The organism is Agrobacterium sp. 10MFCol1.1, from assembly GCF_000381165.1.
Taxonomy (GTDB): Bacteria; Pseudomonadota; Alphaproteobacteria; order Rhizobiales; family Rhizobiaceae; genus Agrobacterium; species Agrobacterium tumefaciens.
Genome location: NZ_KB906080.1, coordinates 111,881 through 136,784, shown reverse-complemented (window position 1 = coordinate 136,784; position 24,904 = coordinate 111,881). Strand labels below are relative to the sequence as shown.

Here is a 24,904-nt window from a genome sequence, read left to right as displayed (position 1 = left end):
TGTGAATTAAAAATGGTACGCGGGAAGCCGAGCAACGCTCGGCTTCCCGCCCCCCGTTATTGATGTGCCGACCGCCTCCCCGGCAGCACGATTAAAGTCAGGCCGCCTGAACGCGGCTTTCATGGTTTGCAACGAGTTCCTTGACGGAAGCGAGAACCTGCGCCTCCATGTCGGCACGCATCAGCGAGAAAGCGACATTGGCGGCGATAAAGCCCTGCTTGCTGCCGCAGTCGAATGTGCGACCGCTGTACTTCTGCGCATGGAAGGCCTGCTTCTCAGCGAGCCGCTTCATGCCGTCAGTCAGCTGGATTTCGTTGCCCGCGCCACGCTCCTGTTTAGCGAGAATGTCGAAGATTTCCGGCTGCAGAATATAACGGCCGTTCAAATAATAATTCGAAGGCGCCCTGGATGGTTCCGGCTTCTCGACCATTTCGGTGACCGCAAAGCCATGATTGACCTTCTGGCCGACACCGACGACGCCATAGGATGACACTTCTTCCGGCAGGCATTCCTCAACACCGAGAATATTGCCGCCCACTTCGTCGTAGAGTTCCATCAACCCGGCAATGCAGCCGCGTGCGCCATAGGAAACCATATCAGGCAAAAGCAGCGCAAAAGGCTCCTTGCCCACCAGTTCGCGAGCGCACCAAACCGCGTGGCCGAGGCCGAGCGGCACCTGCTGGCGCGTGTAGCTGACTGTGCCTGCGACTGGCAGCATCTTTTCAAGCTGCAGCACCTGCACCGTCTTGCCGGAGCGGGTGAGTGTGTTGATAAGCTCGGGCGCGCTGTCGAAATAGTCTTCGATGGCGGTCTTGTTGCGGCTGGTTACGAAAATAATGTGCTCGATGCCGGCCTGCATGGCCTCATCGACGGCATATTGCACGACCGGCCGGTCGACGATCGTGAGCATTTCCTTCGGCATCGCCTTGGTGGCGGGCAAAAACCGCGTGCCGTTGCCGGCTACGGGAATGACGGCTTTTCTGACAGTTTTGTTCAGGTCCATCGCGTTCTCCTTCATCAAGGTTTGATCTGTCCCCAGTCCGCTTGCAGATTTTTCGCGCACAGATTTGTCCGCTCACAAATTTTACGAAATCTGCCTTTTCACCCCAGTATTTGCTGCGGGCGCAAACATCGCGTTCCGCAACCTCTTCAGCCGCACGGCAATGGGCATTCTCAAATGGCCCAGCACGGCGGGATCTCTGATCGTTGTCTTCAGCGCGCCGATAATCGAGCGCCGCTTGATGTCTTCCACCAATGTCAGGAAGTTACGGGCCAGTTGCAGGCTACGGCTTCTGGCCTGCTGCGCATCCATGGCGGCGGGCAACAGCGCGTAGTGGCTCAGAAACTCCTGGTCCGCCCGCATCATTCCTTCGACGTGGTGGATTTCAAGGACGCGCGAGATCGAACCCTCGCGAATATTATAGATGTAGCCCGGTTTCGGCTCGATGACGCAAAGGCCGCCGGCGGCAAGCGCCGAGGCAAGCAGGATGTAATCTTCGCCGATGCGGATGTCCTCGCGAAAACGCAATCCCTCACTATTTAGGAAATCGCGCCGGAACATCGGCTTCATGTAGCCGAAGTTGAAGGTGGAGCGGAAAAGGATGTTGGAGGAAATGAAGTCCTCAAGGGTAAGGACGGGTCTTTCCTCCAGAAACTCCTCTGCGAACATCGTTTCCATTGGCCTGCCGTCCGTATAGGCGACATCGAGATTATCGACAGCGATCACCGCATTGGCCGCATCTGCCCGGCACATCATGCAGGCGGAACGGTCGGGGCGGATGACGTCGTCCGAATCGAGAACGGCGATAAAGCGTCCGGTTGCTGCGTCGATACCGGCATTGCGCGCGCCTCCCGGTCCGAGGTTCTGTTCAAGCGCAAGCAGCCGGACACGCGGATCGTTGGCCGCAATGGCCTCGACGAGCGAGATCGTCTCGTCGGTGGAGCGGTCATCCACGACGATCACCTCCAGCGTCACGCCCTGCTGGTCAAGCGCACTTTGAATGGCGGCTTCGATCGTCTCGGCGGCATTATAGGCGGCAATGACGAAGCTGATATCGGGCTGAGGGTTCAGGTTCTCCATCAGGTTGCCTCCACCGCGCCGTATTGGCGGATTTCGCGCACTCCGAAGGCGCCGCTTACCGAGCCGAGATGCAAGGCGCCGCGCAGGGCATAGCGGTTGCGGCGCACGGCGTTGAAACCGTTCAGCGCGGCAAAGACGGCGCAATAGAGAACTTTCGATCCTGCCTTCAGCACCTGCATCACGCGTCTTGCGCCGGGTTTCTTTTCGGCAAGCACACGGCCATGGGTCTGGCCGGAGCGGAAGCGACGTTTGGCAAGCCACATGAAACGGGCGCGGTTTTCCGGCACCGGCTCGGAGAGCACGGCCTTTTGCGCAAAGACGATGCGACCGCCCGAAGCATGGAGATGCGAGAAGAAATGCGTGTCCTCACCGCCGCTCTGGCCGAGCGCCAGCGCAAAACGCCGGTCCTTTACCGATGGGGCGTCCATCTTGAGAAGCGTGTTGCAGGTGTAGCCGGTGATGATCTCGCCATTCACCCAGACGGGCACGGTCGAGTGAAAATCGCCACGTTTCATCCAGCCCGGCGCATTCTCACGGTAAACCGCCGTCACTGGGCCAAGAACGACATCCGCGCCGGTTTCGCCTGCCTTTTCCAGAAGTGCGGCCAGCCAGTGCGGCGGGGCGGTCTCATCATCGTCGATAAAGGCCAGATAGTCTGCCCGGCATTCAGAGAGGCAGGCGTTGCGGGCAATCGAGATATTCGATTTCGGGCAATGGACATAGGCGATCTCGAAAGGCGAAGTTTCGCGCAGCCGATCCACACTTGCCTTGGCACTTGGTTCCTCATCATTGTCGGCAACGATCAGGCGAACTGTCACGCCTTCGGGCACTTCCAGTTCGAACAGTGACAGAAGTGTGGCGACCAGCGCCGGACGTCTGTAGGTACAGATGCCGATATCGACGGTCTTTGAATTGTGTGGTTCGGTGACGATGAGGTCGGTCATGAGACAGCCTTTTTTCCCCGGAATTTCAGGAGTTCCAGCCAGAAGCCGGTGGACCACGCCAGATGCATCACCATTGCGGAAAAGGCGGCGAGCGGGCCGTATGGGTTTTTCTGACCTATTGCCATCCACAAGCCATAACCCACACATGCGGCGATCCAGAGGCCAAGCGGAATAAGTGCTGCCCAATGCACAAGCGACAGCAGGGCAAGCACGAAGACCGGCAGGACAGCCAGCGGAATCATCTGACGGATCTTCGGGATCGAGCGATGTTTCAGCAGGTTCTTTGCCCGGCCACGGCCATAGGCGAGATATTGCCTGAACAGAGGCATGACGCTAGCGCGCGGATAATAGGTCATGCGGGTCTTGTCGGTCATCCAGATACGGAAACCGGATTTGCGCAGCCGGAAATCCAGTTCGGCATCCTCGTTGTGGCTGAAGCTTTCATCGTAACCACCGACCGCGTCGAAGGCGGCGATCCGCATCAACGCGTGGTGGCCATGGTCGATCCAGTGTCCCTTGGCGCCTTCGCGGTGCTTGGAGCCGCCATTGCCGAGTTTGGAATTTTGCGCAATCGCCGTCGCCTTCTGGAACAGGCCGTGCCCGACCGTATCCATGGCGACCACGACGGAATCCGCGCCGGTGCGATCCGCGTCCTCGATTAGCCGCTGGCAATAATCATCGGGATAATCGCCATGGGCGTCTATGCGGATGAGGTAGTCGAAATCCTCGCCGAAAGTGGATACGGCCAGGTTTATACCGGCGCTCTGGATGCGCTTGGGATTGGGAAGGAGCGTAACGCGGTCATCCGTTACGGCGAAGGCGGAAACGATGTCGCGCGTGCCGTCCGTGCTGCCGCCATCGGCAACAACGATGCGGAAAATACGTCCATCCATCGCGCCGGTGAATTTTCGCAGCAACGCCTCGATCGTCTTTGCCTCGTTGAGGCAGGGAATGACGATCAGAGTTCTGATGCCGGAATGACCAAGACCTTCCATGATTTGCCCCCTACGCACTACACGGGTGAAAACGCAGCTTCACGGGCATGGCCGGAAGCGGATTTTGTAAGAGAGGACAATTGCTGGACCAGCTGACGGCAATCGTCGCGGTCGGTCAGCCATTGTTTCTTGTCGAGTGCCGAGAGGGCGTCGAAGGCGTCCGTATACGTTTGTGGAGTCATAGTGTTGAAAAGAGCGGCCAGATTATCTGCGTCGGCATTTTGCAGAACAAAACCGATATTGCGCTTTTCGATGAAACGAGCCGTTTCCGTGCCTGCAAGCGCGATCGGCAGGGTGCCGTAAAGGCATCCCTCATAGAGCCGATTGGGCAGCAGCCAGCTTGAATTCTGGCCTTCCTCGAAGAAGTCGATCGCCCAGGTGAACTGCACTTCATTATAGATGGTGGCCAGATCTTCAGGGTTCTTGTAGGCCCCGTGGAAATGCACATGCGGCGCGGCAGCCACGAAACCATCGAAATCCGCAAATTCCGAATAGGCCGGCCGGCCGCGCAGGATGATTTCGACCTTGCCATCCATGCGCTTTGCAAAATCGGCGAGGATTTCGAGCGATTTGCGGCAGCGAAGCGCCCCAAACCAGCCGATTTTCCACGGTTCGCCGGAGGCAGGCGGGCGCGGTTGTGGGGTGGCTGCTACAGCGGCATCAAGCGCCAGCACCCTGTTTTCCTGCAACAGCACGGGAAGGTTCAGGCCGGAAACGGGTTTGAAATAATGCTCGACGAAAGCTGGAGAACTCGTCATCAGCAGCTTGGCATCCCGGGCGAAATAGCGCTGGGCCGCATTGAGAAGCTGCCCCGGCTTGCCCTCATTGAGAAGCAGGCGGTGAATGTCGAGACATTCGTAAACCAGTGCCGGCTGGCGGTCGTAAAGCGACATGGCCCGTTTTGCGAGAGCCAGCATTTCCAGGTTTCTGGCAAGAATGACGTCGGGCGTGGGGGTGCCGCGTAATGTTTTGCCGAGCGAGAGGCTGGCTTTGGCGACGGCTGCCATGCGCTGAAGAAACTGCCCATCGGCGGTTTCTCCGAGAATGACCGGCACCACGCCCTCGATCTCTGCAAGCCGGTTCTGTCCGCGCCGGAAGCCCGCCAGCGTGACCCGCGCGCCGCCCGCAAGCAAGGTCAACACCCGCCGGCGAATGGCGGGGTCCGACAGATCATGCGCGAGATAAAGAACATGGATCATGCATGGGTTCCGGTTGGTTTCATGCGTCAAGGACGCCGAGGCTCAGGTTTAAAAAGGCAATCAGTTAAGGGCGCAGGCGATGGATTCGGGAAACTGGCATTTGTCGCCGAGCGCCGTGAAGGCGAAGCGGTCAACAATCATCTGTGTTGCGCCGGAATAGGAAAAGGCACCCATCCAGTCCTTCAACGTGTCGGTTCCCCACAGGCTGAAGAAAATCTTCTGGGCATTCTGCGGAATCTTGGTCTCATCCGTGACTTCGTGAACGAGCTTGCCGTTGACGTAGTAACGCAGGCGCTGAGGCTCCCACACGAAGGCGTAATCGTTGAAGCCAGCATCAGCTCCGCCTTCTACCGGCACCAGTTTCTCATTGCCGCCCTTGGCGGAAATATACTGGTTCAGCTGCACCTTGCCCGTATTCTTGCCCAAAACCTCGAAGTCGATTTCATCATGGGGCTTTTTGTCGGTCGGGCCGATATAGGTGAAAAAGGCGGAGTTCAACCCGGAGCCGGTAGCGGCTTTCATCCGTGCTTCATAGGTGCCGTAGCGATAACGCCCCTTGGTCTGGATTTCACCGCAGGCGAAGTTGCGGTCGCCGGACTTTGCTTCCTCAAAACCAAGCGTCAGCTGGCCGTTTTCCACCGTGGCCAGTTTCTTCGACCAGGTGCAGTTCTGATGCGCACCGTTGTTCCAGCCGTCGGAGACGTACCAGAACGACCGGTCCATCTGATCGAAATTCTCGATGAAGGATGCACCGTTGCCTTCTTGTGCCTGGCTCGGTGTCGTGAAGGGTGTCGCCAGCAGGGCGGCGGCGAGAAGAATGCGTGTCTGAACGCGGGTGACAAATGTTGTCATTGGTTCACCTCTGTCGTTGCGAATAAAGTGTTTCGGATGTGGGCGGGCCGATCATGGAGGCCCGTTTTGCAGCGAATTCGGACGTTGTCTTGCGTTTGCCGTTCCGGCTTCCGGTCAGCACGGCATAGACGGCCGGCAGGTATTTGCGGGTTTGTGCATTGCTCACCACCAGAATGACAAAGGCGGACAGCGTGGCGATGACATAGAAGGCGGGGTAGAAATCGGGTCCGCCCTTGTTCCAGACCATCCACATGATGACGAGCAACGGATAGTGAGCGCAGAATATCCAGAAGCTGAGGCTTCCGGTCTCGGAAAGCCGCTTGCCGAGCCTGCTCCGGATCAAAAGCGCCGACGACGCCCAGAAACCGAGCGCGCCAAAAACAGCGAGCAAATTGCGCGACATGTTCAGCCAGAAGGTGAACTCCGGGCCGGTGAAATAGAGGCCTGTTGCCAGCATGGCCGCAGCGACAAAGGTCAGCGCCATGATCGGGAAGGCGTAGGGATCGAGTGCCTTGACATCGACGCGGTGCAGCGCAAGTGCGATGCCCAGCGAGAAGCTGAACAGGATCGATTTCTTCTGGACGATGAAGATCGTCAGATCAGGCATGGCGGTTATGAAGAGCAGGATAGCGAGGGTTGGCAGCGCAAAGCGGCGCATGAGAAATGCAAGCACCGGCGACAGCAGGATGCAGACGAACAGGTCACGCAGGAAATAAAGCGGCACGTTTACCGGCAGTTCTTCGAGCGCCGTGCCATGGCTGATGATTTCACGCGGGCTGGCGTTCCAGAGGTCCGGGAAATAACCCACACCAACGTCAAACAGCTGGATAAGCAAAATTGCGGCAAACAACGCGCCATTCCACAGCAGGAAGGGCAGCAGTACCGTTTTCGACTTCGAACGGATCGTCGCCGGATAATCGAACCCGCTCATGCCGCGACGAAACAGCAGATAGCCGGATATCGCGCTGAGACAGGGCACACCGATGCGAAACAGGGCGTCGCCCAGAAAAACACGCAGCCAGTCGAAGAAGCCGTAAAGGCCAAGAAAAGGGCTGGTTTCGGCATCGTGCGGCACATGGACGAACACGATTCCAGAGATCAGCAATATACGCATCAAATTGATACGGGAGGATAGGTTCTGATCGACAGTCACATCAGTCACCCCTATTGGGCGGCGTCCACCCACGCCGCGTTGCAACCAGAGCGAACTTAAGCCCGCACTCGTAAGTCTGGTTTCGACTTTAGGGTAAAATGTGGCGACGCGGGAAAAACACAAGCTTAGATATTGCGGGTGATTGTCTGGCGTTCCGGCATTCCGTGCGACCTAAAAAAATTAAGCAACTGAAAACATTTAATTTTTTCTAGATTTAAGTCGTCGCTAAAAATCGCCAGAGGAAGCGTTATTATCATTGTACGTGATATTGCATCGCAAAAAAATGGTTTTGCCATACCGTCACGGAACACATATCCGTGACGGGTGAGACCTGTTAACGGCCGAAATGAGGCGCTTTCAGTGACGAGCCGCTAACCTTGGGTTGCGTTTTCACGCATTCGCCGCGATTTGACCATCCCGAGGATTTTTCCAAGCAGGGCGCGTTCGGTCAGCAAAATCAGCACCGCATAGATGATACCGCCGACTGCGGCGCCAACGAGGACCTGAAGCGTTGCGCTGGGGATGCGTTCGGCAAGGACGTGAAGCAGGTAACGCACCGAAACGGCCATGACCAGCGCTGCAATCATCGGTCTGCTGCTGACATAGAGGCCGCTGAAAAAGGGTGTGTCGCTTGCCTTGAACACGGCCCATGAGTAGGCAACCAGCGTCACAGCGTTGACGATGCAGAGCCAAATCATCGCGTCGATCAGGCTGCCGTAGACGGCTGCAGCCCAGACGGCAACCGTGGTGACGATGGCGCGGATCGTGGCCGACCAGAACAGAACACGCCCGTAGCCGGCACCCTTGAGATAAGGAATAAAGGTGCTGCATGGTGTCAGAATGGCTTTCGAGAGGGCAAGTAGACCGAGAACCGGCCAGGCATAAGCCCAGTTCTGCCCGAAAATTACCAGCATTGCCGGTTCGGCCACCGCCCAGAGGCCGAACATCATCGGCGCAAGCAGCACGGTCAGAACCTGCGTGCTGAACATCAAGGCATCACGCCTGCGCTGCGGATCGTCCATCATACGACTGAAGGCGGGAAACAGCACGCCCATGACGGCCGACAGCACGACCTGATTGGGAATGCTGGCAAAACGGTTGGAGGCGGAATAGGCGCCCGCATCGGCAAGGCCGAGATGCCGGGCGATCACCACCATCGGCGACTGGAAGGTGACAAAATTGGCGATTTCCGATCCCATCAGGCCGGAGCTGAAACCGAGAAGCGGCACCAGACGGCGCGGTTTCATGACGAAACGCGGGCAATAGCGGGAAACGGCGTATAGCCCGACAAGCCTGATGAGTGCGGCGGCGAAAAGCTGGATGATGAGCGCCCAGACGCCGAAGCCGAGAAGCGCCATAGCCACGGCGACAACCGCCGCGATGCTTTCAGACGCCATGCTCCACAGCGCGTCCTGGCTGAAGTTCATGCGCCGGGCTAGCAGTGAATAGGCGACATCACCCGCAAGTTGCAACGGAATGAGAAAGGCCATGATACGCAGCAGATAGGCACTTTCCACCGCACCCAGAAGCCCACCGAAGAACTCCGCGAAAATGTAGAGCGCAGCGGCCATGGTGCAGGAAATCGCCAGATTTGCCCAGAAAACGGTATGGATTGTATCCATATCCTCTTCTTTCTCGACGATCAGCGCCGAGGTCAGCCCCGCTCCGGCTATCATGGTCAGGAATTGTACAACCGTTAAGCCGACTGCAACCACACCAAATTCTTCCGGTGTCAGCAGTCGTGCAAGAATGGGAACGGTGACAAATTTAAGCCCGAATGTCCCTGTCTTAGACAAGACGCTCCAGCCGACATTCGTGGTGATGGTCTTTACATTTGGAGCTGGGGGCATACAAGCATCCTGTTTCTGGAGGCCGGCGGGGAGGAACGCCGGTGGGGAGTTGCCGATACCATCGGGGCCGCTTTTAGGATCGGGCCCGACACTTCTTGATCAACGCAAGGGGCGAAACAATGGCAAGATTTACTGTCGTCATTCCCTATTACCAAAAGCAGCACGGAATTCTTGGACGTGCGCTCGCATCGGTTTTTGCGCAGACTTACCAGGATTTCGATCTTGTCATCGTCGATGACGAATCGCCATACCCGATAGACAATGAGCTTGCAGAACTTTCGCAAGCGCAGAAAGAGCGGATTCTCGTCATTAAGCAGGCCAATGGCGGGCCGGGTGGTGCGCGCAATACCGGTCTCGACCACGTTCCTGCTGGCAGCGATTACGTCGCATTTCTTGACTCGGACGACATCTGGACGCCCGATCATCTCCAGAATGCGGCCTTCGCGCTGAAGACATTTGGCGGCGAGTGCTATTGGGCATCCATGCAGGCAAGTGACGAATTTTATTATCATTTCGCCATTTCCGAGCTGGAAAAGAACGAGGGCGCCGCAAGGCTTTCCGAGCGGCCTCTGGTGATCGAGCTGCCGGATCTGGCGAGCGTGATGCTGCGCAACTGGAGCTTCCTGCATCTCTCCTGCATGGTGATCGGCCGCCCGCTTTTTGAAAAGATACGCTTCGATCCGGCGCTCCGGCTTGCGGCGGAAGATGTGCTGTTTTTCTGCGATTCCATCCTCGCATCCAAGCGCACGCTTCTGTGTGACGATGCCGGTGCCATGCGCGGAATGGGCGTCAATATCTTCCACAGCATCGACAATACCTCGCCGGAATTCCTGCGCCAGCAGTTCAATACCTGGGTTGCGCTCGATACGCTGGAGGGGCGATTTTCGCGGCGGCCGGACGATGTGGCCTCGATCGCTTCCTATAAAAATACGGCGCGCAAACAGGCGCTCTGGAGCCAAGCGGGCAATCTGAAACGGCGCAAGGTGCCCGAATTCGGACTGCTGCTGAAGTGGGCGATGCGCGATCCGGCACTCCTGCGAGCGGCTTTTGAGCTCGGCGCAGGCAAAATAGTGCGGACAAGATGATCGAATTCTTGCCTGCAAGAATTTATATGTTTTTCACCCAGGAGTGACTTCATGAAACCTTACCACTGGGAATCGCATCACGGAAATTTTGGCGACGATCTCAATCTGTGGCTGTGGGACTTTCTGCTGCCCGGGCTGCGGGACGTGCATGACGATGTGATGCTCGTCGGTGTCGGCACGGTTCTCAATGATACATTGTTGCCCGCAAAGCAGCGCAAGCTTGTGATCGGCAGCGGTTATGGCTACGGCGCGGTGCCGGATACAAGCACCGGATTTTGGGACATTCGCTGCGTGCGCGGCGAAAAAACCGCAGCCAAATTGGGACTTTCTCCCGAAAAGGGCATTGTCGATCCCGCCGTGATGGTGACCGACATGCCAGAGTTCAAAGGCCTGCCGAAACTCTACAAGAAAACCTTCGTTCCCCATTGGGAATCGGCGGAATTCGGCATGTGGGAAACGGTTTGCGAACCGGCGGGACTGACCTATCTCGACCCGCGCGGCGAGGCGATGTCGGTCATCCGCGCCATCGCCCAATCTGAATTTATCGTGGCCGAATCCATGCATGGCGCCATTCTTGCCGATGCGTTCCGCGTGCCATGGGTGGCGGTGAGCACATCTCCCTCTATCAACAGTTTCAAGTGGAGCGATTGGGCAGGCACGGTCGGTGTGGAGTATCAGCCGCGTTACGTGCCAGTCTCCACCCGCGCCGAGGCGGCGAAAAAGGGGTCGCGTTTCTGGGGTATGAGCTTCCCGCCGCCGCCAGCCCCCGTCATTGCCGAGGCTGGATCCGGTCCGGCGCTTGAGGGCGATGTGCTGGTGCGGCCGCAGGCAAGCCAATCCCTGTCGCTGCGCAAACTGGCCAAGCAAGTGCTGGCAGCACCTTCCACGCTGGCGCTGTGGCAGGCAAGCCGTGCCGAACCGCGTCTCAGCCCGGATGGCAGGCTGGAGGAACGCAAGGAGCGTTTTTCCGCTGTTCTGGAAACGGTCAAACGCGATTATCTCTGAAGGCGGGTTGCCTCAGCAATTCCGGACACAGTCACCCCGGACTAAATCGGGGGTCCAGCGCGCTCAAGTCCTTGATCGCAAAAGATTCTCTTCATGGCGCAGACGCGCCATGACTGGATGCCGGATCTAGTCCGGCACGACGAATGAGAGAATATCGAACTTGCCATCATCCTCGCGGCTGGAGGTTTTCCCTCAGGAAACCGGCGTGCCGTCCAGCAGATAACGAATATCCCGAACCGGCGCCGGTTTGCGAAAACGGGCGGTCTTGTCGGTCCAGATGCCGCGCGTGATGGCCGGCAGGGCAGGCAGGTGCGCAAGAGCGTGGCTCAACGCGCCGCCCATCCCTTTCTGCTTTTTCGCATCGAGAAAATGGCGAAGCTCGAATTTCGCGCGGATGTGCTTTTCGTGCTCGAGCAGGATCGCCGTCTCGCTGGCCGACAGCTTGCAGCTGGTGAGAATATCCTTGTCCGCTTCGTATAAACGGCGAAGATCTTCCGTGCTGTGACGGCCGCTCAACGAATTGCCGCGGACAATCGCCCCATAACCGCAATGACGGATGACCTTGTAACGGGCACCGGCGGCAAGCGCGCGGGTATAAAGTTCGTAGTCTTCGCCGAGACGCAGACGCTCGTCGTACCGCAACGCATGTTTGTCCAGAAAGGCGCGGCGGATCACCGGTTTCAGAAAGCCGGTTTCCCCGCGTTCGACGCCGGGTCTGGAAATATTGCCTTCCACGAACTCCGTCAGCGACAGAAACCGGGCCTGTGGTTCGAAGCGGGCCGGCTGCAAGGACGACGCGCCCGGAACCGATTGCTGGATGAAGGCGATATTGTCGGCCACCAGATCCCAGTCGTCATTTTCCAGCATGGCGGCAAAACGGCCTTTGAAAAAAAAGTCGTCCGCGTCGAGAATGCTGATGAGCGGTGCGGATGAAATCGAGATCGCATGGTTGCGGGCGGCCGAAGGGCCACGATTGACGTCGAATCGCACGACCCGCAAACGGCCGGTACCGTCATCCGCCGCATGTGCGACATCGCTGGTCGTATCGGTGGAGCCATCGTCGATCACCATGACTTCGGCGACCTCCGGCTCCACAAGGGCGGAGCGGATGGCGATATCTATCGTATCGGATGCATTTTTCGCAGCGATGATGACGCAAATGGGCTGTGAACCGCTCACCATGTGTTGTCCTTCTGCTGTGACGAACCGTCAGGATTTGGTCAGCAGAAAGTGTCAGGGGTGTGGATGCAAGTGATTTTTTTGCGGCGCAATAAAAGAATGTGCGTGAGAGGTCACATATCGGTCAGTTTCGCGCCATGTGGCGGGGCGCTGCTTACCGTGTCCGGCGTCATGATCTCGGCGCTGCGATCAAGCGCGAAGGTTTCGCGCATCCGCCGTTTCTCCCGGGCGACCAGAACCAGGAGTGCAATAAAATAACCGGTTTGCAGAATGACGGCGCAGATGAGGGTCTGGATGAATGCCGTATAGAACGACCCGTGGATGAAATATGTAGCGACCGCAAAGGCAAGCAATGCACCAATCATGCTGAAAAATACACGAGGTGCATACATGGTGCTCTCCTCCCGAGAACGATTTCTCCGTTTTTGGCTGCGCTGCGGCATTTTTTTTCTTTGCAAGAATATACGATGAGACCGGTGTTGTTTCAACACACATATACTTCTTCTATCTCCCACGGCATGAAATTTCGGTAATCTTGATTGGTAAATTCCTTGGTAATCGGCGATTTGCCCGAATCGGTGTCCTCCGGCAGCGCAGATTCTTGCGTCTGACAGGCTGCAGAACCCGTCCCTGCAAGGCGTTAGCGGCCTTCTCTCCTGCGTAGCAGACTTCGTTAACCATCCAGCCTTTAAAAAGTCGGTATTGATTCCTCGAAGAGCAAGGTGCCCGCGTGACGACGAATTCGGAAGTAATCGCCTTTCCGGCAAAGAACCGTATTGCCAACGTAAAACGGTGCGCAACCATGCTCGACCGGCTGCATGGTGTGGAGGCGAATGATTTCTGGCGCAGGGAGTGCCGTGAACTGGCCGCCTATCTGACGGGCCTCGGCTATGAGGACGCCGCCATGCGGCGCGAGGTCATGGAGTTTCAAAATGCGGTGCAGGCGGAGTTGTGGGCGGGGGATGCCACGCCCGAGGCGCGCCGCGACAGCCATTGAGGCTTTAAAAGTTTCCCATAAAAAGCCGGCAGGTGTCGCACCGCCGGCTTTTCTGTTCGTATCTGTTTTTGATCAGGATGCGCCGGCACCGCGCGTGCGGGCAATGCCGTCGAGCGCGGGCTTATATTTCGGATCAAGCCGTGCCGCATGCGAATAGGACTTTGCGGCTTTCGCCATCTCGCCGCGGCGCTCATAGACCAGTGCCTGGTTGGCCCATGATTCTGCGACATTGCCATCAAGCGAAATGGCGTGGTTGAAATCGGCGAAAGCGTTTTCGTCGTCGTTCAGCGCGACATAGGAAAGGCCACGGCCGTTATAGGGTTCCGGCGAGGTTGAGGACAGCGAGATGGCCTTGGAGAAGTCCTCGATGGCCTGGGCATGCTGGTTGCGCAGCTGGTAGATCAGGCCACGATTGTGCCACGCGCGGCCATCGGTGGTTTCGAGTTCGATGGCGCGGGAGAAGTCGTTGAAAGCTTCGTTGACGCGGCCGGACTGGCGGTAAAGATTGCCACGGCCGATCAGGGCTACGTCATAGCTCGCATTGATCTGTAAAGCCGCGTTGTAATCCTGCAAGGCCTGCTGCTGCTGGCCGGAATTGCGGTAGACGAGGGCGCGGTTGGCATAGGCCTGATAAAAGCGCGGGTTCAGTTGCAGCGCCTTGTTGAAATCCTCGATGGCGCGGCGCGAATCGCCGGCGCGGCCGTAAGCCGAGCCACGAACGTTATAGCCTTCCGGATCCTGCGGATTGGCGTTGATGACCGAGGTGAGCGAGGCAATGTTTTCCTGCGAGCCCTGGGCACGGTCGATCCTGAAGACATCGTCAGTCTGGTTGGACGTAGCGCAGCCGGAAAGACCGGCGAGGACGGTACAGACGACAAGGGAAACACGGAATCTCTTGTTGTTTTTCAGGAGCACCCGGCGCGTGGAGGCATCGGAGTTTTTCACAACACAGGCATCAACAGCGGTCATTCGGTGGGGGTTCCCTCGCAGGCCGGTCTCAAGATCATTCTCCGGCCACAAACACAAAGAGCGGCGGCGAATTGATCGCCCCCGCCCAACAAGCATTCAAAAACGTCCAAAAGACGGCCTATTAACGGCCTGCGCGCGGAGCTGCAACCAGACCTTCGCGCTGTGCGCGCTTGCGTGCCAGCTTGCGAACGCGACGAACAGCTTCAGCCTTTTCGCGGGCGCGCTTCTGGGAAGGCTTTTCGTAATAATCGCGCATTTTCATTTCACGGAAAATGCCTTCGCGCTGCATCTTTTTCTTGAGAGCGCGAAGCGCCTGATCAACGTTATTGTCGCGGACTAGTACCTGCACGTGAAACCCGTTCCTTTTGTTTGGTTGTCTTGCTGTGAGAATAAAGGCATTCGCACGCAAATAAAATCGTTCGTTCGGCCGTCGAGCCTAGCGATTGGTGACGTGCAATATCAGAACATTTGCAGCAAGTCCATACGGTACCGCATATTCAACAGCCAAAATCCAGCTATCCCGGCATTCTGCCTGCAATGTCGAAACAAAAGCATTGCGGCGTCGCAAAATGGATATTGCCTCCGATGCCGATTTGCCATGTGTATAATATGTGCCGGAGCTATGCTTTCGGCTTCTGGCCGGTTCTTGAGGAGCAGACTGCGAATGCGCAAATATTCCGTTTTTGCCGTGGCGCGCGAGGCGTTGCGGGGTCATAAGGGGTGGGATGCGCAATGGGCGTCGCCCGAGCCGCGCAAGGAATATGACGTCATCATCATCGGTGGCGGCGGCCACGGTCTTGGGGCCGCCTATTATCTTGCCAAGGAACACGGCATTACCAATATAGCGGTGCTGGAAAAGGGCTGGCTAGGCGGCGGCAATACCGGCCGCAACACCACCATCATCCGCTCCAATTATCTCTATGAAGAGAGCATGGATATTTACGAGCATTCCCTGAAATTATGGGAAGGCCTGAGCCAGGATCTCAATTACAACGTCATGTATTCGGCGCGCGGCGTTATGATGCTGTCGCACAATATTCACGACCAGCAGTCCTTCAAGCGCCATATCAATGCCAACCGTCTCTATGGCATCGACAATGAATGGCTGACGCCGGAACAGGCCAAGGCCTATTGCCCGCCACTCGAGATTTCCGGCAATGCGCGTTATCCGATCAACGGTGCTGCCCTCCAGCGGCGCGGCGGCACGGCGCGTCACGATGCGGTGGCCTGGGGATATGCGCGTGCGGCTTCCGATCGCGGCGTGCACATCATCCAGAATTGCGAAGTCACGGCCATCAGGCGCGGACCTGATGGCGCGGTCACGGGCGTCGAGACCAATCGCGGTTTCATTGGCGCAAAGAAAATCGGCGTTTCCGCCGCCGGCCACTCCTCCGTTCTGATGAAAATGGCGGATGTGCGTGTGCCTCTGCATTCCAACCCGTTGCAGGCGCTGGTATCAGAGCCGCTGAAGCCGATCTTCCCCTGTGTCGTCATGTCCAATACGGTGCATGCCTATATCTCCCAGTCGGACAAGGGCGAGCTGGTCATCGGTGCTGGCACCGACCAGTATAATTCCTACTCCCAGACTGGCGGCCTGCAGATCATCACGCATACGCTTGACGCCATCTGCGAGCTGTTCCCGATTTTCCGCCGCGTCAAGATGATGCGCCAATGGGGCGGCATTACCGACAACACACCCGATCGCTCCGCCATTCAGAGTGTGACGCCGGTGCCAAATCTCTTTGTCAATTGCGGTTGGGGCACAGGCGGTTTCAAGGCGACACCGGGCTCGGCCAATCTGTTTGCGCATCTCATCGCGCGCGGCGAACCGCACCGTCTGGCGGCGGGGCTGACGCTCGATCGTTTCCGCACCGGACGCCTCATCGACGAGGCCGCTGCCGCCGCCGTGGCGCACTGATGCTGGCGGCGGTTATGCTTTCGGCAAACATGGGTGTTGCGGCGGCGGTCGTGCCGGCGGGCAATCTCATCCCCGAGATGGGGGATTTTCGTAGCCAGAAAATCCAGAGAATGCAGGGTGAGCGCGACTGGCCTTTCGTGGCGGAAAAAGGCCTTTTGCTCTGCGCGCCGAGTCTCGCGGACAAGCTGGTCTATTTCGTCGGCGAGAAGGAAAATGGTGCGCAGGACGAGCCCTTCGCGATCGACACCGACATGATGGCGGTTGCCATCATCAATATGGGTCGGGCCTCGGCGCTGAAACCATTCGATAATTTCGAGCAGCTCTTGAAGCGGCTTTCCCCCTTCGTTGCGATGGGAAAGCGGCTGTGTGACCAACCCGCCGGAAGCATGCTTCCGGAAAGTTCTCTTTGAAGGTGGAGCCACGATGCTTCTGATCCATTGCCCTTATTGCCGGGAAGACCGTTCCGAACTCGAATTTCGCTGGGCGGGCGAAGCCCATATCGCCCGGCCGGAAAACATTGCCGATATTTCGGACGAGGCCTTTGCCGAATATTTCTTCATTCGCGACAATGACAAAGGTCTCGTTTTCGAGCGCTGGCGCCACATTCACGGTTGCGGCCGCTTTTTCAACGCTGCCCGCGATTCCGTCAGCGACAAATTCCTGATGACCTACAAGGCAGGCGAGCCGAAACCGGATGCCGACGCGGTTCTTTCCGCCCAAAAGGGAGCTGCGCAATGAGCGGCGATTATCGTATCAAGGGCGTCGGTCGCCTGACACCTGCCAGAACGGCACGCTTCACCTTCGACGGCAAGATCTATCAGGCGCTGGAAGGCGACACGGTTGCATCCGCACTTCTGGCGAATGGCGTGCATCTGATTGGCCGTTCGTTCAAATATCACCGCCCGCGTGGTTTCCTTTCCGCCGGCCCGGAGGAGCCGAATGCGCTGATCGACGTATCGCGTGACAGCCTGCGCAAACAGCCGAATGTGCGCGCCACGGTGCAGGATGTATTCGACGGCGCCATCATCGCCTCGCAGAACCGCTTTCCGTCGCTGTCCTTCGATATCAGTGCGATCAACGATTTCCTGTCGCCGATGTTTGCGGCTGGTTTCTACTATAAGACCTTCATGTGGCCGAAGGCCGCGTGGCACAAGATTTATGAACCGATCATCCGTCGCGCAGCCGGTCTCGGCAAGGCGCCGACCGAGCCGGATGCGGATCATTATTCCGGCCGTTATGCCCATTGCGACGTGCTGGTGGCCGGTGGCGGTGTGGCCGGGCTGACAGCGGCGCTCGCCGCTGCAAAAACTGGCGCCAGCGTCATTCTGGTTGATGAGAATGCCGAAGTTGGCGGCGCGCTGCGTTTTGATACCGGTGCGGTCATCGACGGCCTGTCCGGATATGACTGGGCGCAAAAAGTTTTCACTGAACTGAAATCGCTGCCCAATGTGCGTGTTCTGACCCGCACGACAGCGTTCGGTTATTACAACCACAATTTCGTGGCGCTGGCCGAGCGTGTGACCGATCACCTCGCCACGCCGGCCAAACACCAGCCACGTGAAAGACTGTGGCAGGTCCGCGCCAAGAAGGTCGTTCTGGCGGCAGGCGCGATCGAGCGGCACATGGTCTTTGCCAATAATGATCGTCCCGGCATCATGCTGGCTTCTGCTGCGCGCATCTATCTCAACCATTACGGCGTGACCGTCGGCAATAATGTCGGTGTCTACACAGCCCATGATTCTGCCTATGAGACGGCATTCGATCTCAAGAAAGCGGGTGTGAAGATCGCCGCTATCGTGGATTGCCGCGAGAACCCCGATCGGCGGCTGCTGGACGAGGCGCGGGCGCTGGGTATCGAGGTACTGGCGGGTCACAGTGTTTACGATACGTCAGGGCGGCTGCGCGTTTCTTCCATGAGCGTTGGCCGCAATGGCGGCTCTAACAAGCGCAAGATCGCCATCGACGCGCTCGTCGTTTCGGCGGGCTGGACGCCGTCGGTGCATCTCTTCTCGCAATCGCGCGGCAAGCTGAAGTTTGACGCGGCAAACCAGCGGTTCCTGCCTGACATCCATGTGCAGAATTGTGTGTCAGTCGGCGCCTGCAACGGCACGGACGATCTCGCCGCATTGATCGCCGAGGCTGCTGCCGCAGGTGGCGGTGCAGCGGAATTCTCCGGCGAGAATGCGCGCGCCTGGACCGGCGGCATGATCGGCGCTGCGGAAGGGGCAGGCGAAGGCACCGGCGTCAAGGCCTTCATCGATTTCCAGCACGATGTCTGCGCCAAGGATATTCGCCTGGCCGTGCGTGAAGGCATGCATTCGGTCGAGCATATCAAGCGCTTCACCACCAATGGCATGGCGTCCGATCAGGGCAAGATGTCCAACATGCATGGACTTGCCATTGCCTCGGAAGCGCTTGGGCGGGATCTGCCGAAGGTCGGTCTCACCACTTTCCGCCAACCCTATACGCCGGTCACTTTCGGCACGCTCATCAACCATTCGCGCGGTGCGCTGTTCGACCCGACCCGCAAGACGCCGATGCATGACGAAGAGGCTGCGGCAGGCGCCCTTTTCGAGGATGTCGGCAACTGGAAGCGTGCATGGTTCTTCCCGCGCGGCGGCGAGGATATGCACGAGGCGCTCAACCGCGAATGCAAGACGGTGCGGACAAGCGTCGGCGTGTTCGATGCCTCCACGCTCGGCAAGATCGAGGTGGTCGGCCCCGATGCGGCTAAGTTCCTGAACCTCATCTACACAAATGCCTGGGACACACTGAAACCCGGCCGTTGCCGCTATGGCATCATGACGCGCGAGGACGGTTTCGTTTACGATGACGGTGTCGTCGGTCGTCTTTCCGAGGACCGTTTCCACGTGACGACGACGACGGGCGGCGCACCGCGCGTTCTCCAGCACATGGAGGATTATCTCCAGACCGAATTCCCCGAGCTGAATGTCTGGCTGACATCGGCGACCGAACAATGGGCGGTGATTGCGGTGCAGGGACCGAAAGCGCGCGAGGTGATCGCGCCTTTCGTCGAGGGTATCGATATTTCGCCCGAAGCCTTCCCGCATATGGCGGTCGCGGAAGGCACCTTCTGCGGTGTGCCCACGCGTCTCTTCCGTGTATCATTCACGGGTGAGCTTGGTTTCGAAATCAACGTTCCGGCCGATTACGGCGCTGCCGTCTGGACCGCGATCCGTGAACGGGCCGAAGCGGTGGGCGGATGCCTTTATGGCACCGAGACCATGCACATCCTGCGTGCCGAAAAGGGTTACATCATCGTCGGACAGGATACCGACGGCACCGTGACGCCTGACGATGCCGGGCTTGCCTGGGCCGTTTCCAAGAAGAAGACGGATTTCGTCGGTATCCGCGGTCTGAAACGCCCGGATCTCATGCGCTCCGGTCGAAAGCAGCTTGTGGGCCTCAAGACGAAGGACCGGCTGACTGTTCCCGAAGAGGGTGGCCAGATCGTTGCTGATCCAAACCAGCCGAAACCCATGACCATGCTCGGCCATGTCACTTCCGCCTACTGGTCGGAAAATCTCGGCCACTCCATCGCCTTTGCGCTGGTGGCGGATGGCAGGGCGCGCATGGGCGAAACGCTCTACATCCCGCTTGCCGATAAAACAATTGCCGTCGAAGTGACCGACATGGTCTTCCTCGACAAGGAAGGAGCCCGTCTCAATGGCTGACACACTTCACGCAAAACGCAAATCCGTACTCGAGGATTTCCACGGTGGTTCGCCCTTCGTCTCGCTGAAGCCCGCCGCCTCGGCGTCGCGGCTGTCGCTGCGCGCAAGGGAAAGCGCACTGCCGGCCCTCTCGGATGCACTCGGCCTGTTATTGCCCAACAGCCCGAAAAGCTCTGTCACATCGGGTTTGCGCTCCGCTCTCTGGCTTGGTCCGGACGAATGGCTGGTGATCGATCAGGGCGAAAGCGACCTGATGGCGGCGCTCGCCACCGTTCCCGGCCTGTTTTCGGCGACCGACGTTTCCCACCGCAACACGGCTGTCATCGTTTCCGGCCCCGGCGCGGAGGCAGCCCTCAACGCCGGTTGCCCGCAGGATCTGTCTATCGCACAGTTCCCGATCGGCGCCTCGTCGCGAACGGTTTTCGGCAAGGCGGAAGTGGTGCTGCTGCGCGTGGCTGACGATACGTTCCGGGTAGAGTGCTGGCGCTCTTTCGCCGAATATGTCGGCGGCCTGTTGCAGGAAGCGGCGCAGGACGTGGCGGCCTAGCTTTTCCACCCCTGCCATTCCACCCATCGCCCATGGAAATCGGCGCGGCCGATTTCCTGTTTCTTACCGGTCGGCCAGATTTGCAGGGTGATTGCGGCGCTTCCCGGCGTCGTATCTGCCTCCATCTGCAGGCGGGCAAGCGGAGCCTCAGGGGTGGCACGGCTTCCAGCCTCGGCGATCAGCGTTTCGCCGGCCTCTTTCAGCGCATCGGGCAGATATTGCCAGGCGACAGAATGGTAGACCACATGGGCAGCGCCCGAATGTTGCGCGGCAAGGCGGCGTTGCAGCCAGTCAATTGCGTCAGCCTTTTCAACGTGCAAGCCGTTCTCCACCGCAATACGCAGGGCGGCCGCCGTGCGCTCCAGCCTGTCGGTCTGATCGGCCCAGACATATGACATCAGCCGCAGCCGGTCCTCGGCAGACGACGGATCGAGTGGGTTAAGATCGCAGCCGGCGCGCTCGATGACCTCTATCCGCTTGTCGGGCGGGGTGTCTCCGCGCCATTCCGGCGACATGGACACTTCGGATTGCCTGCCCCAGGCAAGATCGCCAAGACGATACTGGTAGCGGTCAAATTGCAGGTTCAGACCGGCGCTGGCGCCGACCTCTGAAAGGACCAGCGGCTTGCCCAAAAGCTCCGCAATGGAAAGAAAACCCGGCAGCAGCACAGCGGAACGGCGGACTTCGTTGGTCTGCGGCGGCGATTTCAGTCTTTCGAGGATGAAGCCCGAATGGAAGCGCAAGGCACTTGCGCAAGCCTGCCAGAGCGCATTCTCGTCTTCGGGTGCTATATCGACAAGAGGAGCGATCTTGTCCTCGATGACAAGCGCATGCAGGGCACCGGCAAGCCGCAGTGGGACGGAATCGCCGGACGGGCCGACATCGCCATGCCAGGATAAGATCATCTCGCCAACGTCCGTCTGGCGATCCAGCCGCGCCGCCACCGCGCGGCAAAGCCGTGCGGTAAAGGGCGAACCGAGGCTGTCGCAGGCTCTTGCCTGTGCGAGAAACGCGTCTCTTACGGCTTCATCATGCATTGGGCCGTCTCCTTTGCGCAGTCCGGCGTTACTTTGCCAGACTGGCCTCGCCGTTGACGAGGGCTTGATCATCAAAACCAAAATTGCGCATCAGCACACGGTGCTCGTCTGATCCGATATAACAAAGAAGTGCCGCATCGACCGCGCTCTGGAGTTCCCGGTCGGATTGGCGGAAAGCAAATGCGCCTGAGGCTGCTGGGCTCTCATTCGGTAAAACGGAGACAACTTCCAAATCGAGCTCTGGATTTTGCTGCATAAAACCGAGATGGGCCATGGCCACGCTGGCATAGGCGTCGGCACGCCCATCCAATACGGCCTGAGCGGCCTCGTCGTAGGTCTCGCAAATGAGAATGCGGTCATCGGGCACGCCCGCTTCCATAATTGCGCGATGTTGGATCTGATCACGGATCGCGACCAGCGTACATTCCGGATTTTTTGCTGCCGATGCGTATCCGTCCAGATCTCTGAGGTTGCCCTTCCTCACCAACAGTCCATCAGGCAACGCCCAGATGGGATGGCTGAACGTCACGATCTTTCTGCGTTCAGCGGTATCGAAGAGGCCGGTAGTCATATCCCAAAGGTTTTCGTTCAGCCCAGGCAACAATTGCGAGAATTCGGCTTCGATGAATTCAATTTCATGAATACCGATCATGGCTAGAATGACTCGCGCCAACTCCACATCGCACCCGGTCACATCGCCGCATTCGTTCCTGTAGTTGAACGGAGGTTCTATCAAATATGCGAATCTCACAGACACTCCGATCTCAAATTGGGATTTACTTCGCCATCAGGCGTCTTGCGGCCTGTCCTCGGGGTTGAACTGGGTGATGGTTGTCCAGCGGGCAGTGAGCGCCGGTTTTTTCTCGTTTTCTATCTCCACCGTCACATCATAGGTCGTCACCAGCATGGCGGCGCCGCGAAACCGCGCCTCGGCCAAAGTGAAACGGCCACGCACCCGTGCTCCGCTTTTGACCGGCGTGACGAAGCGGACGGCGTCAAAGCCGTAGTTGATGCCCATGGTCGTTTCGCGAATGCGGGGCAGGGCATCGTAATTCAGAGCCGAAAGCAGCGAGAGCGTCAGGAACCCATGCGCGATAGTGCCGCCAAAGGGGCTTTCCGCCTTGGCGCGTTCCGGGTCGGTGTGGATGAACTGTTCGTCCAGCGTCGCTTTTGCGAAGGCGTCGATCATTGTCTGGTCGACGGTGATCCAGTCGGAAACGCCCAGCTCCGTGCCGACGAAATTTTTCATTTCCGCCAGCGCTATTTCCTTTGCCATGTTACCTCTTCTCGATTGCCTTTCGGAACTTATAAAGGTGCCGGGGCCAAGCGATCAACCGCGCAGATAAAACACTACCGAGCGGGCAGGCAGGAAGGCCGGATTGCCGAAATCCGTGCCGATCGCTTGCCAGTCGTCGCCCGGCAGGGTGAAGGGCACGATCTCATGGCTGCGGTTGATGAGCACGGCAAGCTCCGCGTCGTTTTCGGTCTCGTGGTCCGGCGTGGCAAGCACCATGGCGAAAGCCGGCATGTCCGGCCTTTCCCATTCCGCGACCGTCATCGGTTCTCCGCCGGGGGCAAGCCATGCCACATCGCCGTTGCCTGAGAAAAACTCGGTTTGCGAAAACACGCCGAAGCGTTTGCGAAGTGCTGCAAGAAATGCCGTGTGGTCAGTCAGCTCCTGGGAGAGCGACGACCAGTCGACCCACGTTATCTCGTTGTCCTGGCAATAGGCATTATTATTGCCATGCTGGCTGCGGCCACCCTCATCGCCGGCGGTCAGCATCAATGTGCCGCGACTGACGAAGAGCGTGGAAAGCAGCGCTTTCACATCCGCGTGGCGGGCGGCCACGACGGCAGGATCGTCCGTCAATCCCTCCAAACCATTGTTCCAGGAATGATTTTCATTATGCCCGTCGCGATTGTTCTCGCCGTTTTTCTCATTGTGCTTGTGTTCGTGGCTGACGAGATCGAACAGGGTGAAACCGTCATGGGCGGCAAGGAAATTGACGCTGCGGCTTTTTGCACGTCCATGGCGGGAAAAGATCGGCGAAGAGCCGGAAAGCGCATTGGCCAGCGCTCCGGTTGTTCCCGCATCGCCGCGCCAGAACCGGCGCATGTCGTCGCGGGCGCGGTCGTTCCATTCCAGAAAGCTCTCCGGAAAATTGCCGAGCTGATAGCCGCCGGGGCCGATATCCCATGGTTCGGCGATCAGCACGCGGTCGTATAGTACCGGGTCAGAGTGCATGGCGGCAAGCGTTTCGCTGGCCATGTCGAAGCCACTAGCCGTTCGTCCCAATATGGGCGCGAGATCGAAACGGAAGCCATCGATACCGGCATTGAGAACGAAATGCCTGAGGGAATCGATAATGAGCTGGCGCACATAGGGATGATCGCAGGCCACCGTGTTGCCGGTGCCGGTGTCATTGACCAGCACGCCCGGCTTTCCTTCCGGGTGACGGAAAGCGGTGAGATTGTCCAGTCCGCGCAAAGACAGGATGGAGCCTTCGCTGTCGCTTTCACCCGTATGGTTGAAGACCAGATCGAGAATGACGCCAATGCCTTGCGCGTGCAGGGCTGCAACCGTGTCGCGCAGCTCCCGCACTCCGCCGGGGCAGAGGCGCGGATCGAGCGCCATGAAGCCGACGGGATTGTATCCCCATGCATTGGAAAGGCCAAGCGGCGGCAGGTGGCGCTCGTCGATCCAGGCGGTGATCGGCATCAGCTCCACCGCATCGACACCGATTTTTTTCAAATGCGCGATAATGGCAGGATGAGCCAGCGCTGCCACCGTGCCTCTCAGCTCTTCCGGCACGGCAGGGTGCAATTTGGTGAAGGATTTAACCGCGAGTTCGTAAATCAGCCCGCCTTCGGCAAAGCGTGGCGGCTGGCGCCTGACCTGCTCATATTGCGACAGGATCGCCTTCGGCATGATCGCGCCCGTGTCTTCGCCATAGGTCAAAAGCGCGGCATCATGCCGGAATGGCCGGTCTATCTCCGTGGCATAGGGGTCGAGCAGCAGTTTTGCGGGGTCGAACCACAGGCCATGTTCGGGGGCATAAATGCCGTCGGCGCGGTAGCCATATCGCGCACCGGGGCCGGTCTCGGCAACTGTCAGCCGGTGAATGTCATTCTCATCGCGCCTCATTGGCAAACGCGCCGTCTCTTTTTCGCCCGTCGCTTCAAAAAGGCAAAGGTCGATTTGTGAGGCGTGCCGGGAATAGACCGCAAATTCCGTTCCGTTTTCCGTCTGGGTTACGCCTTTGGGGAAAACGGCTGGTTTCTGCATGGTCTCTCTCTCTCCGGAAGATGATGATATCGAGTCTGGCGGGGAGGTTAGTCAGTAACCTCAGGCGGCCTCATGGCCGCCTGCCAAGTTTTTCGCTATGCCCGTTGCCGGAA

Annotated in this window: 24 protein-coding genes; 8 read left to right on the top strand and 16 right to left on the bottom strand. The window is 58.5% G+C overall.

All coding sequences use genetic code 11. The features are described 5' to 3' along the window. Positions 1-97: 97 nt before the first annotated feature. The 8 genes from F617_RS0120695 to F617_RS0120660 form a co-directional block, all read right to left on the bottom strand. On the bottom strand, positions 98-1,003 hold the full coding sequence (locus F617_RS0120695) for a UTP--glucose-1-phosphate uridylyltransferase (protein ID WP_004431732.1): 906 nt from the start codon (positions 1,001-1,003) through the stop codon (positions 98-100). Positions 1,004-1,084: 81 nt separating this feature from the next. Further along, positions 1,085-2,080 (bottom strand): glycosyltransferase family 2 protein, encoded by a 996-nt coding sequence (locus F617_RS0120690; protein ID WP_019566548.1) that lies wholly within the window; start codon positions 2,078-2,080, stop codon positions 1,085-1,087. Next, positions 2,080-3,024, bottom strand: a complete 945-nt coding sequence (locus F617_RS0120685; protein WP_013762054.1) for a glycosyltransferase family 2 protein — start codon at positions 3,022-3,024, stop codon at positions 2,080-2,082. Before F617_RS0120685 ends, F617_RS0120690 begins: the two co-directional genes overlap by 1 nt. Beyond that, positions 3,021-4,019, bottom strand: coding sequence for a glycosyltransferase family 2 protein (locus F617_RS0120680; RefSeq protein WP_004431741.1), 999 nt, complete (start codon positions 4,017-4,019; stop codon positions 3,021-3,023). The genes F617_RS0120685 and F617_RS0120680 overlap by 4 nt, the downstream gene beginning before the upstream one ends. A 17-nt stretch (positions 4,020-4,036) precedes the next feature. Continuing rightward, a complete protein-coding gene (locus F617_RS0120675) occupies positions 4,037-5,218 on the bottom strand; it encodes a glycosyl transferase family 1 (RefSeq protein WP_019566547.1) in 1,182 nt (393 codons plus the stop codon). A 60-nt stretch (positions 5,219-5,278) separates the two neighbouring features. After that, positions 5,279-6,070: a glycoside hydrolase family 16 protein gene (locus F617_RS0120670; RefSeq protein WP_004431747.1), complete on the bottom strand. Its 792-nt coding sequence runs from the start codon at positions 6,068-6,070 to the stop codon at positions 5,279-5,281. Between the two features lie 4 nt (positions 6,071-6,074). Continuing rightward, the gene (locus tag F617_RS0120665) at positions 6,075-7,223 is read right to left on the bottom strand and encodes an acyltransferase (RefSeq protein WP_004431750.1); all 1,149 of its coding nucleotides are present in this window, start codon (positions 7,221-7,223) and stop codon (positions 6,075-6,077) included. A gap of 371 nt (positions 7,224-7,594) precedes the next feature. Next, a complete protein-coding gene (locus tag F617_RS0120660; protein WP_026330979.1) occupies positions 7,595-9,073 on the bottom strand; it encodes a lipopolysaccharide biosynthesis protein in 1,479 nt (492 codons plus the stop codon). 119 nt (positions 9,074-9,192) lie between these two features. Between F617_RS0120660 and F617_RS0120655 the strand changes: the two genes are divergently transcribed. Beyond that, positions 9,193-10,158: a glycosyltransferase family 2 protein gene (locus tag F617_RS0120655; RefSeq protein ID WP_004431756.1), complete on the top strand. Its 966-nt coding sequence runs from the start codon at positions 9,193-9,195 to the stop codon at positions 10,156-10,158. Between the two features lie 51 nt (positions 10,159-10,209). Next, complete coding sequence (locus F617_RS0120650) at positions 10,210-11,163, top strand: polysaccharide pyruvyl transferase family protein (protein ID WP_019566543.1); 954 nt, start codon at positions 10,210-10,212, stop codon at positions 11,161-11,163. A 192-nt stretch (positions 11,164-11,355) separates the two neighbouring features. Here F617_RS0120650 and F617_RS0120645 read toward each other — a convergent pair whose 3' ends face one another. Then, on the bottom strand, positions 11,356-12,345 hold the full coding sequence (locus F617_RS0120645; protein WP_019566542.1) for a glycosyltransferase family 2 protein: 990 nt from the start codon (positions 12,343-12,345) through the stop codon (positions 11,356-11,358). A gap of 110 nt (positions 12,346-12,455) precedes the next feature. After that, the gene (locus tag F617_RS0120640; protein WP_019566541.1) at positions 12,456-12,734 is read right to left on the bottom strand and encodes an exopolysaccharide production repressor protein; all 279 of its coding nucleotides are present in this window, start codon (positions 12,732-12,734) and stop codon (positions 12,456-12,458) included. A gap of 338 nt (positions 12,735-13,072) precedes the next feature. Here F617_RS0120640 and F617_RS0120635 point away from each other — a divergent pair, with 338 nt between their 5' ends. After that, positions 13,073-13,339, top strand: a complete 267-nt coding sequence (locus F617_RS0120635) for a DUF6074 family protein (RefSeq protein WP_004431768.1) — start codon at positions 13,073-13,075, stop codon at positions 13,337-13,339. A 72-nt stretch (positions 13,340-13,411) separates the two neighbouring features. Here F617_RS0120635 and F617_RS0120630 read toward each other — a convergent pair whose 3' ends face one another. Both F617_RS0120630 and rpsU read right to left on the bottom strand, forming a co-directional pair. Next, positions 13,412-14,308, bottom strand: a complete 897-nt coding sequence (locus F617_RS0120630) for a tetratricopeptide repeat protein (protein WP_004431770.1) — start codon at positions 14,306-14,308, stop codon at positions 13,412-13,414. Positions 14,309-14,429: 121 nt separating this feature from the next. Then, positions 14,430-14,657, bottom strand: a complete 228-nt coding sequence (gene rpsU, locus F617_RS0120625) for a 30S ribosomal protein S21 (protein ID WP_003498359.1) — start codon at positions 14,655-14,657, stop codon at positions 14,430-14,432. Between the two features lie 315 nt (positions 14,658-14,972). Between rpsU and F617_RS0120620 the strand changes: the two genes are divergently transcribed. The 5 genes from F617_RS0120620 to F617_RS0120600 are packed head-to-tail and all read left to right on the top strand — an operon-like array spanning position 14,973 to position 20,468. Continuing rightward, positions 14,973-16,226 (top strand): sarcosine oxidase subunit beta family protein, encoded by a 1,254-nt coding sequence (locus F617_RS0120620; RefSeq protein ID WP_004431781.1) that lies wholly within the window; start codon positions 14,973-14,975, stop codon positions 16,224-16,226. After that, on the top strand, positions 16,226-16,636 hold the full coding sequence (locus F617_RS0120615; RefSeq protein WP_004431784.1) for a hypothetical protein: 411 nt from the start codon (positions 16,226-16,228) through the stop codon (positions 16,634-16,636). Before F617_RS0120620 ends, F617_RS0120615 begins: the two co-directional genes overlap by 1 nt. A 13-nt stretch (positions 16,637-16,649) precedes the next feature. After that, complete coding sequence (locus F617_RS0120610; protein ID WP_004431787.1) at positions 16,650-16,964, top strand: sarcosine oxidase subunit delta; 315 nt, start codon at positions 16,650-16,652, stop codon at positions 16,962-16,964. Next, positions 16,961-19,921: a sarcosine oxidase subunit alpha gene (locus F617_RS0120605; protein WP_019566540.1), complete on the top strand. Its 2,961-nt coding sequence runs from the start codon at positions 16,961-16,963 to the stop codon at positions 19,919-19,921. Before F617_RS0120610 ends, F617_RS0120605 begins: the two co-directional genes overlap by 4 nt. Beyond that, the gene (locus F617_RS0120600) at positions 19,914-20,468 is read left to right on the top strand and encodes a sarcosine oxidase subunit gamma (protein ID WP_019566539.1); all 555 of its coding nucleotides are present in this window, start codon (positions 19,914-19,916) and stop codon (positions 20,466-20,468) included. Before F617_RS0120605 ends, F617_RS0120600 begins: the two co-directional genes overlap by 8 nt. Here F617_RS0120600 and F617_RS0120595 read toward each other — a convergent pair. Genes F617_RS0120595 through glgX form a run of 4 tightly spaced genes read right to left on the bottom strand, consistent with a single transcriptional unit; the run spans position 20,465 to position 24,791 of the window. Next, the gene (locus F617_RS0120595) at positions 20,465-21,505 is read right to left on the bottom strand and encodes a DUF2332 domain-containing protein (protein WP_019566538.1); all 1,041 of its coding nucleotides are present in this window, start codon (positions 21,503-21,505) and stop codon (positions 20,465-20,467) included. The genes F617_RS0120600 and F617_RS0120595 overlap by 4 nt on opposite strands. 28 nt (positions 21,506-21,533) lie before the next feature. Beyond that, positions 21,534-22,256, bottom strand: coding sequence for a transporter substrate-binding domain-containing protein (locus tag F617_RS0120590; protein ID WP_080801563.1), 723 nt, complete (start codon positions 22,254-22,256; stop codon positions 21,534-21,536). A gap of 36 nt (positions 22,257-22,292) precedes the next feature. After that, positions 22,293-22,781, bottom strand: a complete 489-nt coding sequence (locus F617_RS0120585) for a MaoC family dehydratase (RefSeq protein WP_004431798.1) — start codon at positions 22,779-22,781, stop codon at positions 22,293-22,295. 54 nt (positions 22,782-22,835) lie between these two features. Next, on the bottom strand, positions 22,836-24,791 hold the full coding sequence (glgX, locus tag F617_RS0120580) for a glycogen debranching protein GlgX (protein WP_019566536.1): 1,956 nt from the start codon (positions 24,789-24,791) through the stop codon (positions 22,836-22,838). Between the last annotated feature and the right edge of the window lie 113 nt (positions 24,792-24,904).

Bases quoted from the DNA above. Each gene is read 5' to 3' on its own strand.
- F617_RS0120600 (WP_019566539.1), top strand. From the start codon at position 19,914: ATGGCTGACACACTTCACGCAAAACGCAAATCCGTACTCGAGGATTTC.
- F617_RS0120595 (WP_019566538.1), bottom strand. From the start codon at position 21,505: ATGCATGATGAAGCCGTAAGAGACGCGTTTCTCGCACAGGCAAGAGCC.
- F617_RS0120585 (WP_004431798.1), bottom strand. From the start codon at position 22,781: ATGGCAAAGGAAATAGCGCTGGCGGAAATGAAAAATTTCGTCGGCACG.
- F617_RS0120605 (WP_019566540.1), top strand. From the start codon at position 16,961: ATGAGCGGCGATTATCGTATCAAGGGCGTCGGTCGCCTGACACCTGCC.
- F617_RS0120620 (WP_004431781.1), top strand. From the start codon at position 14,973: ATGCGCAAATATTCCGTTTTTGCCGTGGCGCGCGAGGCGTTGCGGGGT.
- F617_RS0120685 (WP_013762054.1), bottom strand. From the start codon at position 3,024: ATGACCGACCTCATCGTCACCGAACCACACAATTCAAAGACCGTCGAT.
- F617_RS0120690 (WP_019566548.1), bottom strand. From the start codon at position 2,080: ATGGAGAACCTGAACCCTCAGCCCGATATCAGCTTCGTCATTGCCGCC.
- F617_RS0120645 (WP_019566542.1), bottom strand. From the start codon at position 12,345: ATGGTGAGCGGTTCACAGCCCATTTGCGTCATCATCGCTGCGAAAAAT.
- F617_RS0120650 (WP_019566543.1), top strand. From the start codon at position 10,210: ATGAAACCTTACCACTGGGAATCGCATCACGGAAATTTTGGCGACGAT.
- F617_RS0120660 (WP_026330979.1), bottom strand. From the start codon at position 9,073: ATGCCCCCAGCTCCAAATGTAAAGACCATCACCACGAATGTCGGCTGG.
- F617_RS0120655 (WP_004431756.1), top strand. From the start codon at position 9,193: ATGGCAAGATTTACTGTCGTCATTCCCTATTACCAAAAGCAGCACGGA.
- F617_RS0120695 (WP_004431732.1), bottom strand. From the start codon at position 1,003: ATGGACCTGAACAAAACTGTCAGAAAAGCCGTCATTCCCGTAGCCGGC.
- F617_RS0120640 (WP_019566541.1), bottom strand. From the start codon at position 12,734: ATGTATGCACCTCGTGTATTTTTCAGCATGATTGGTGCATTGCTTGCC.
- F617_RS0120610 (WP_004431787.1), top strand. From the start codon at position 16,650: ATGCTTCTGATCCATTGCCCTTATTGCCGGGAAGACCGTTCCGAACTC.
- F617_RS0120630 (WP_004431770.1), bottom strand. From the start codon at position 14,308: ATGACCGCTGTTGATGCCTGTGTTGTGAAAAACTCCGATGCCTCCACG.
- F617_RS0120675 (WP_019566547.1), bottom strand. From the start codon at position 5,218: ATGATCCATGTTCTTTATCTCGCGCATGATCTGTCGGACCCCGCCATT.
- glgX (WP_019566536.1), bottom strand. From the start codon at position 24,791: ATGCAGAAACCAGCCGTTTTCCCCAAAGGCGTAACCCAGACGGAAAAC.
- F617_RS0120670 (WP_004431747.1), bottom strand. From the start codon at position 6,070: ATGACAACATTTGTCACCCGCGTTCAGACACGCATTCTTCTCGCCGCC.
- F617_RS0120680 (WP_004431741.1), bottom strand. From the start codon at position 4,019: ATGGAAGGTCTTGGTCATTCCGGCATCAGAACTCTGATCGTCATTCCC.
- F617_RS0120615 (WP_004431784.1), top strand. From the start codon at position 16,226: ATGCTGGCGGCGGTTATGCTTTCGGCAAACATGGGTGTTGCGGCGGCG.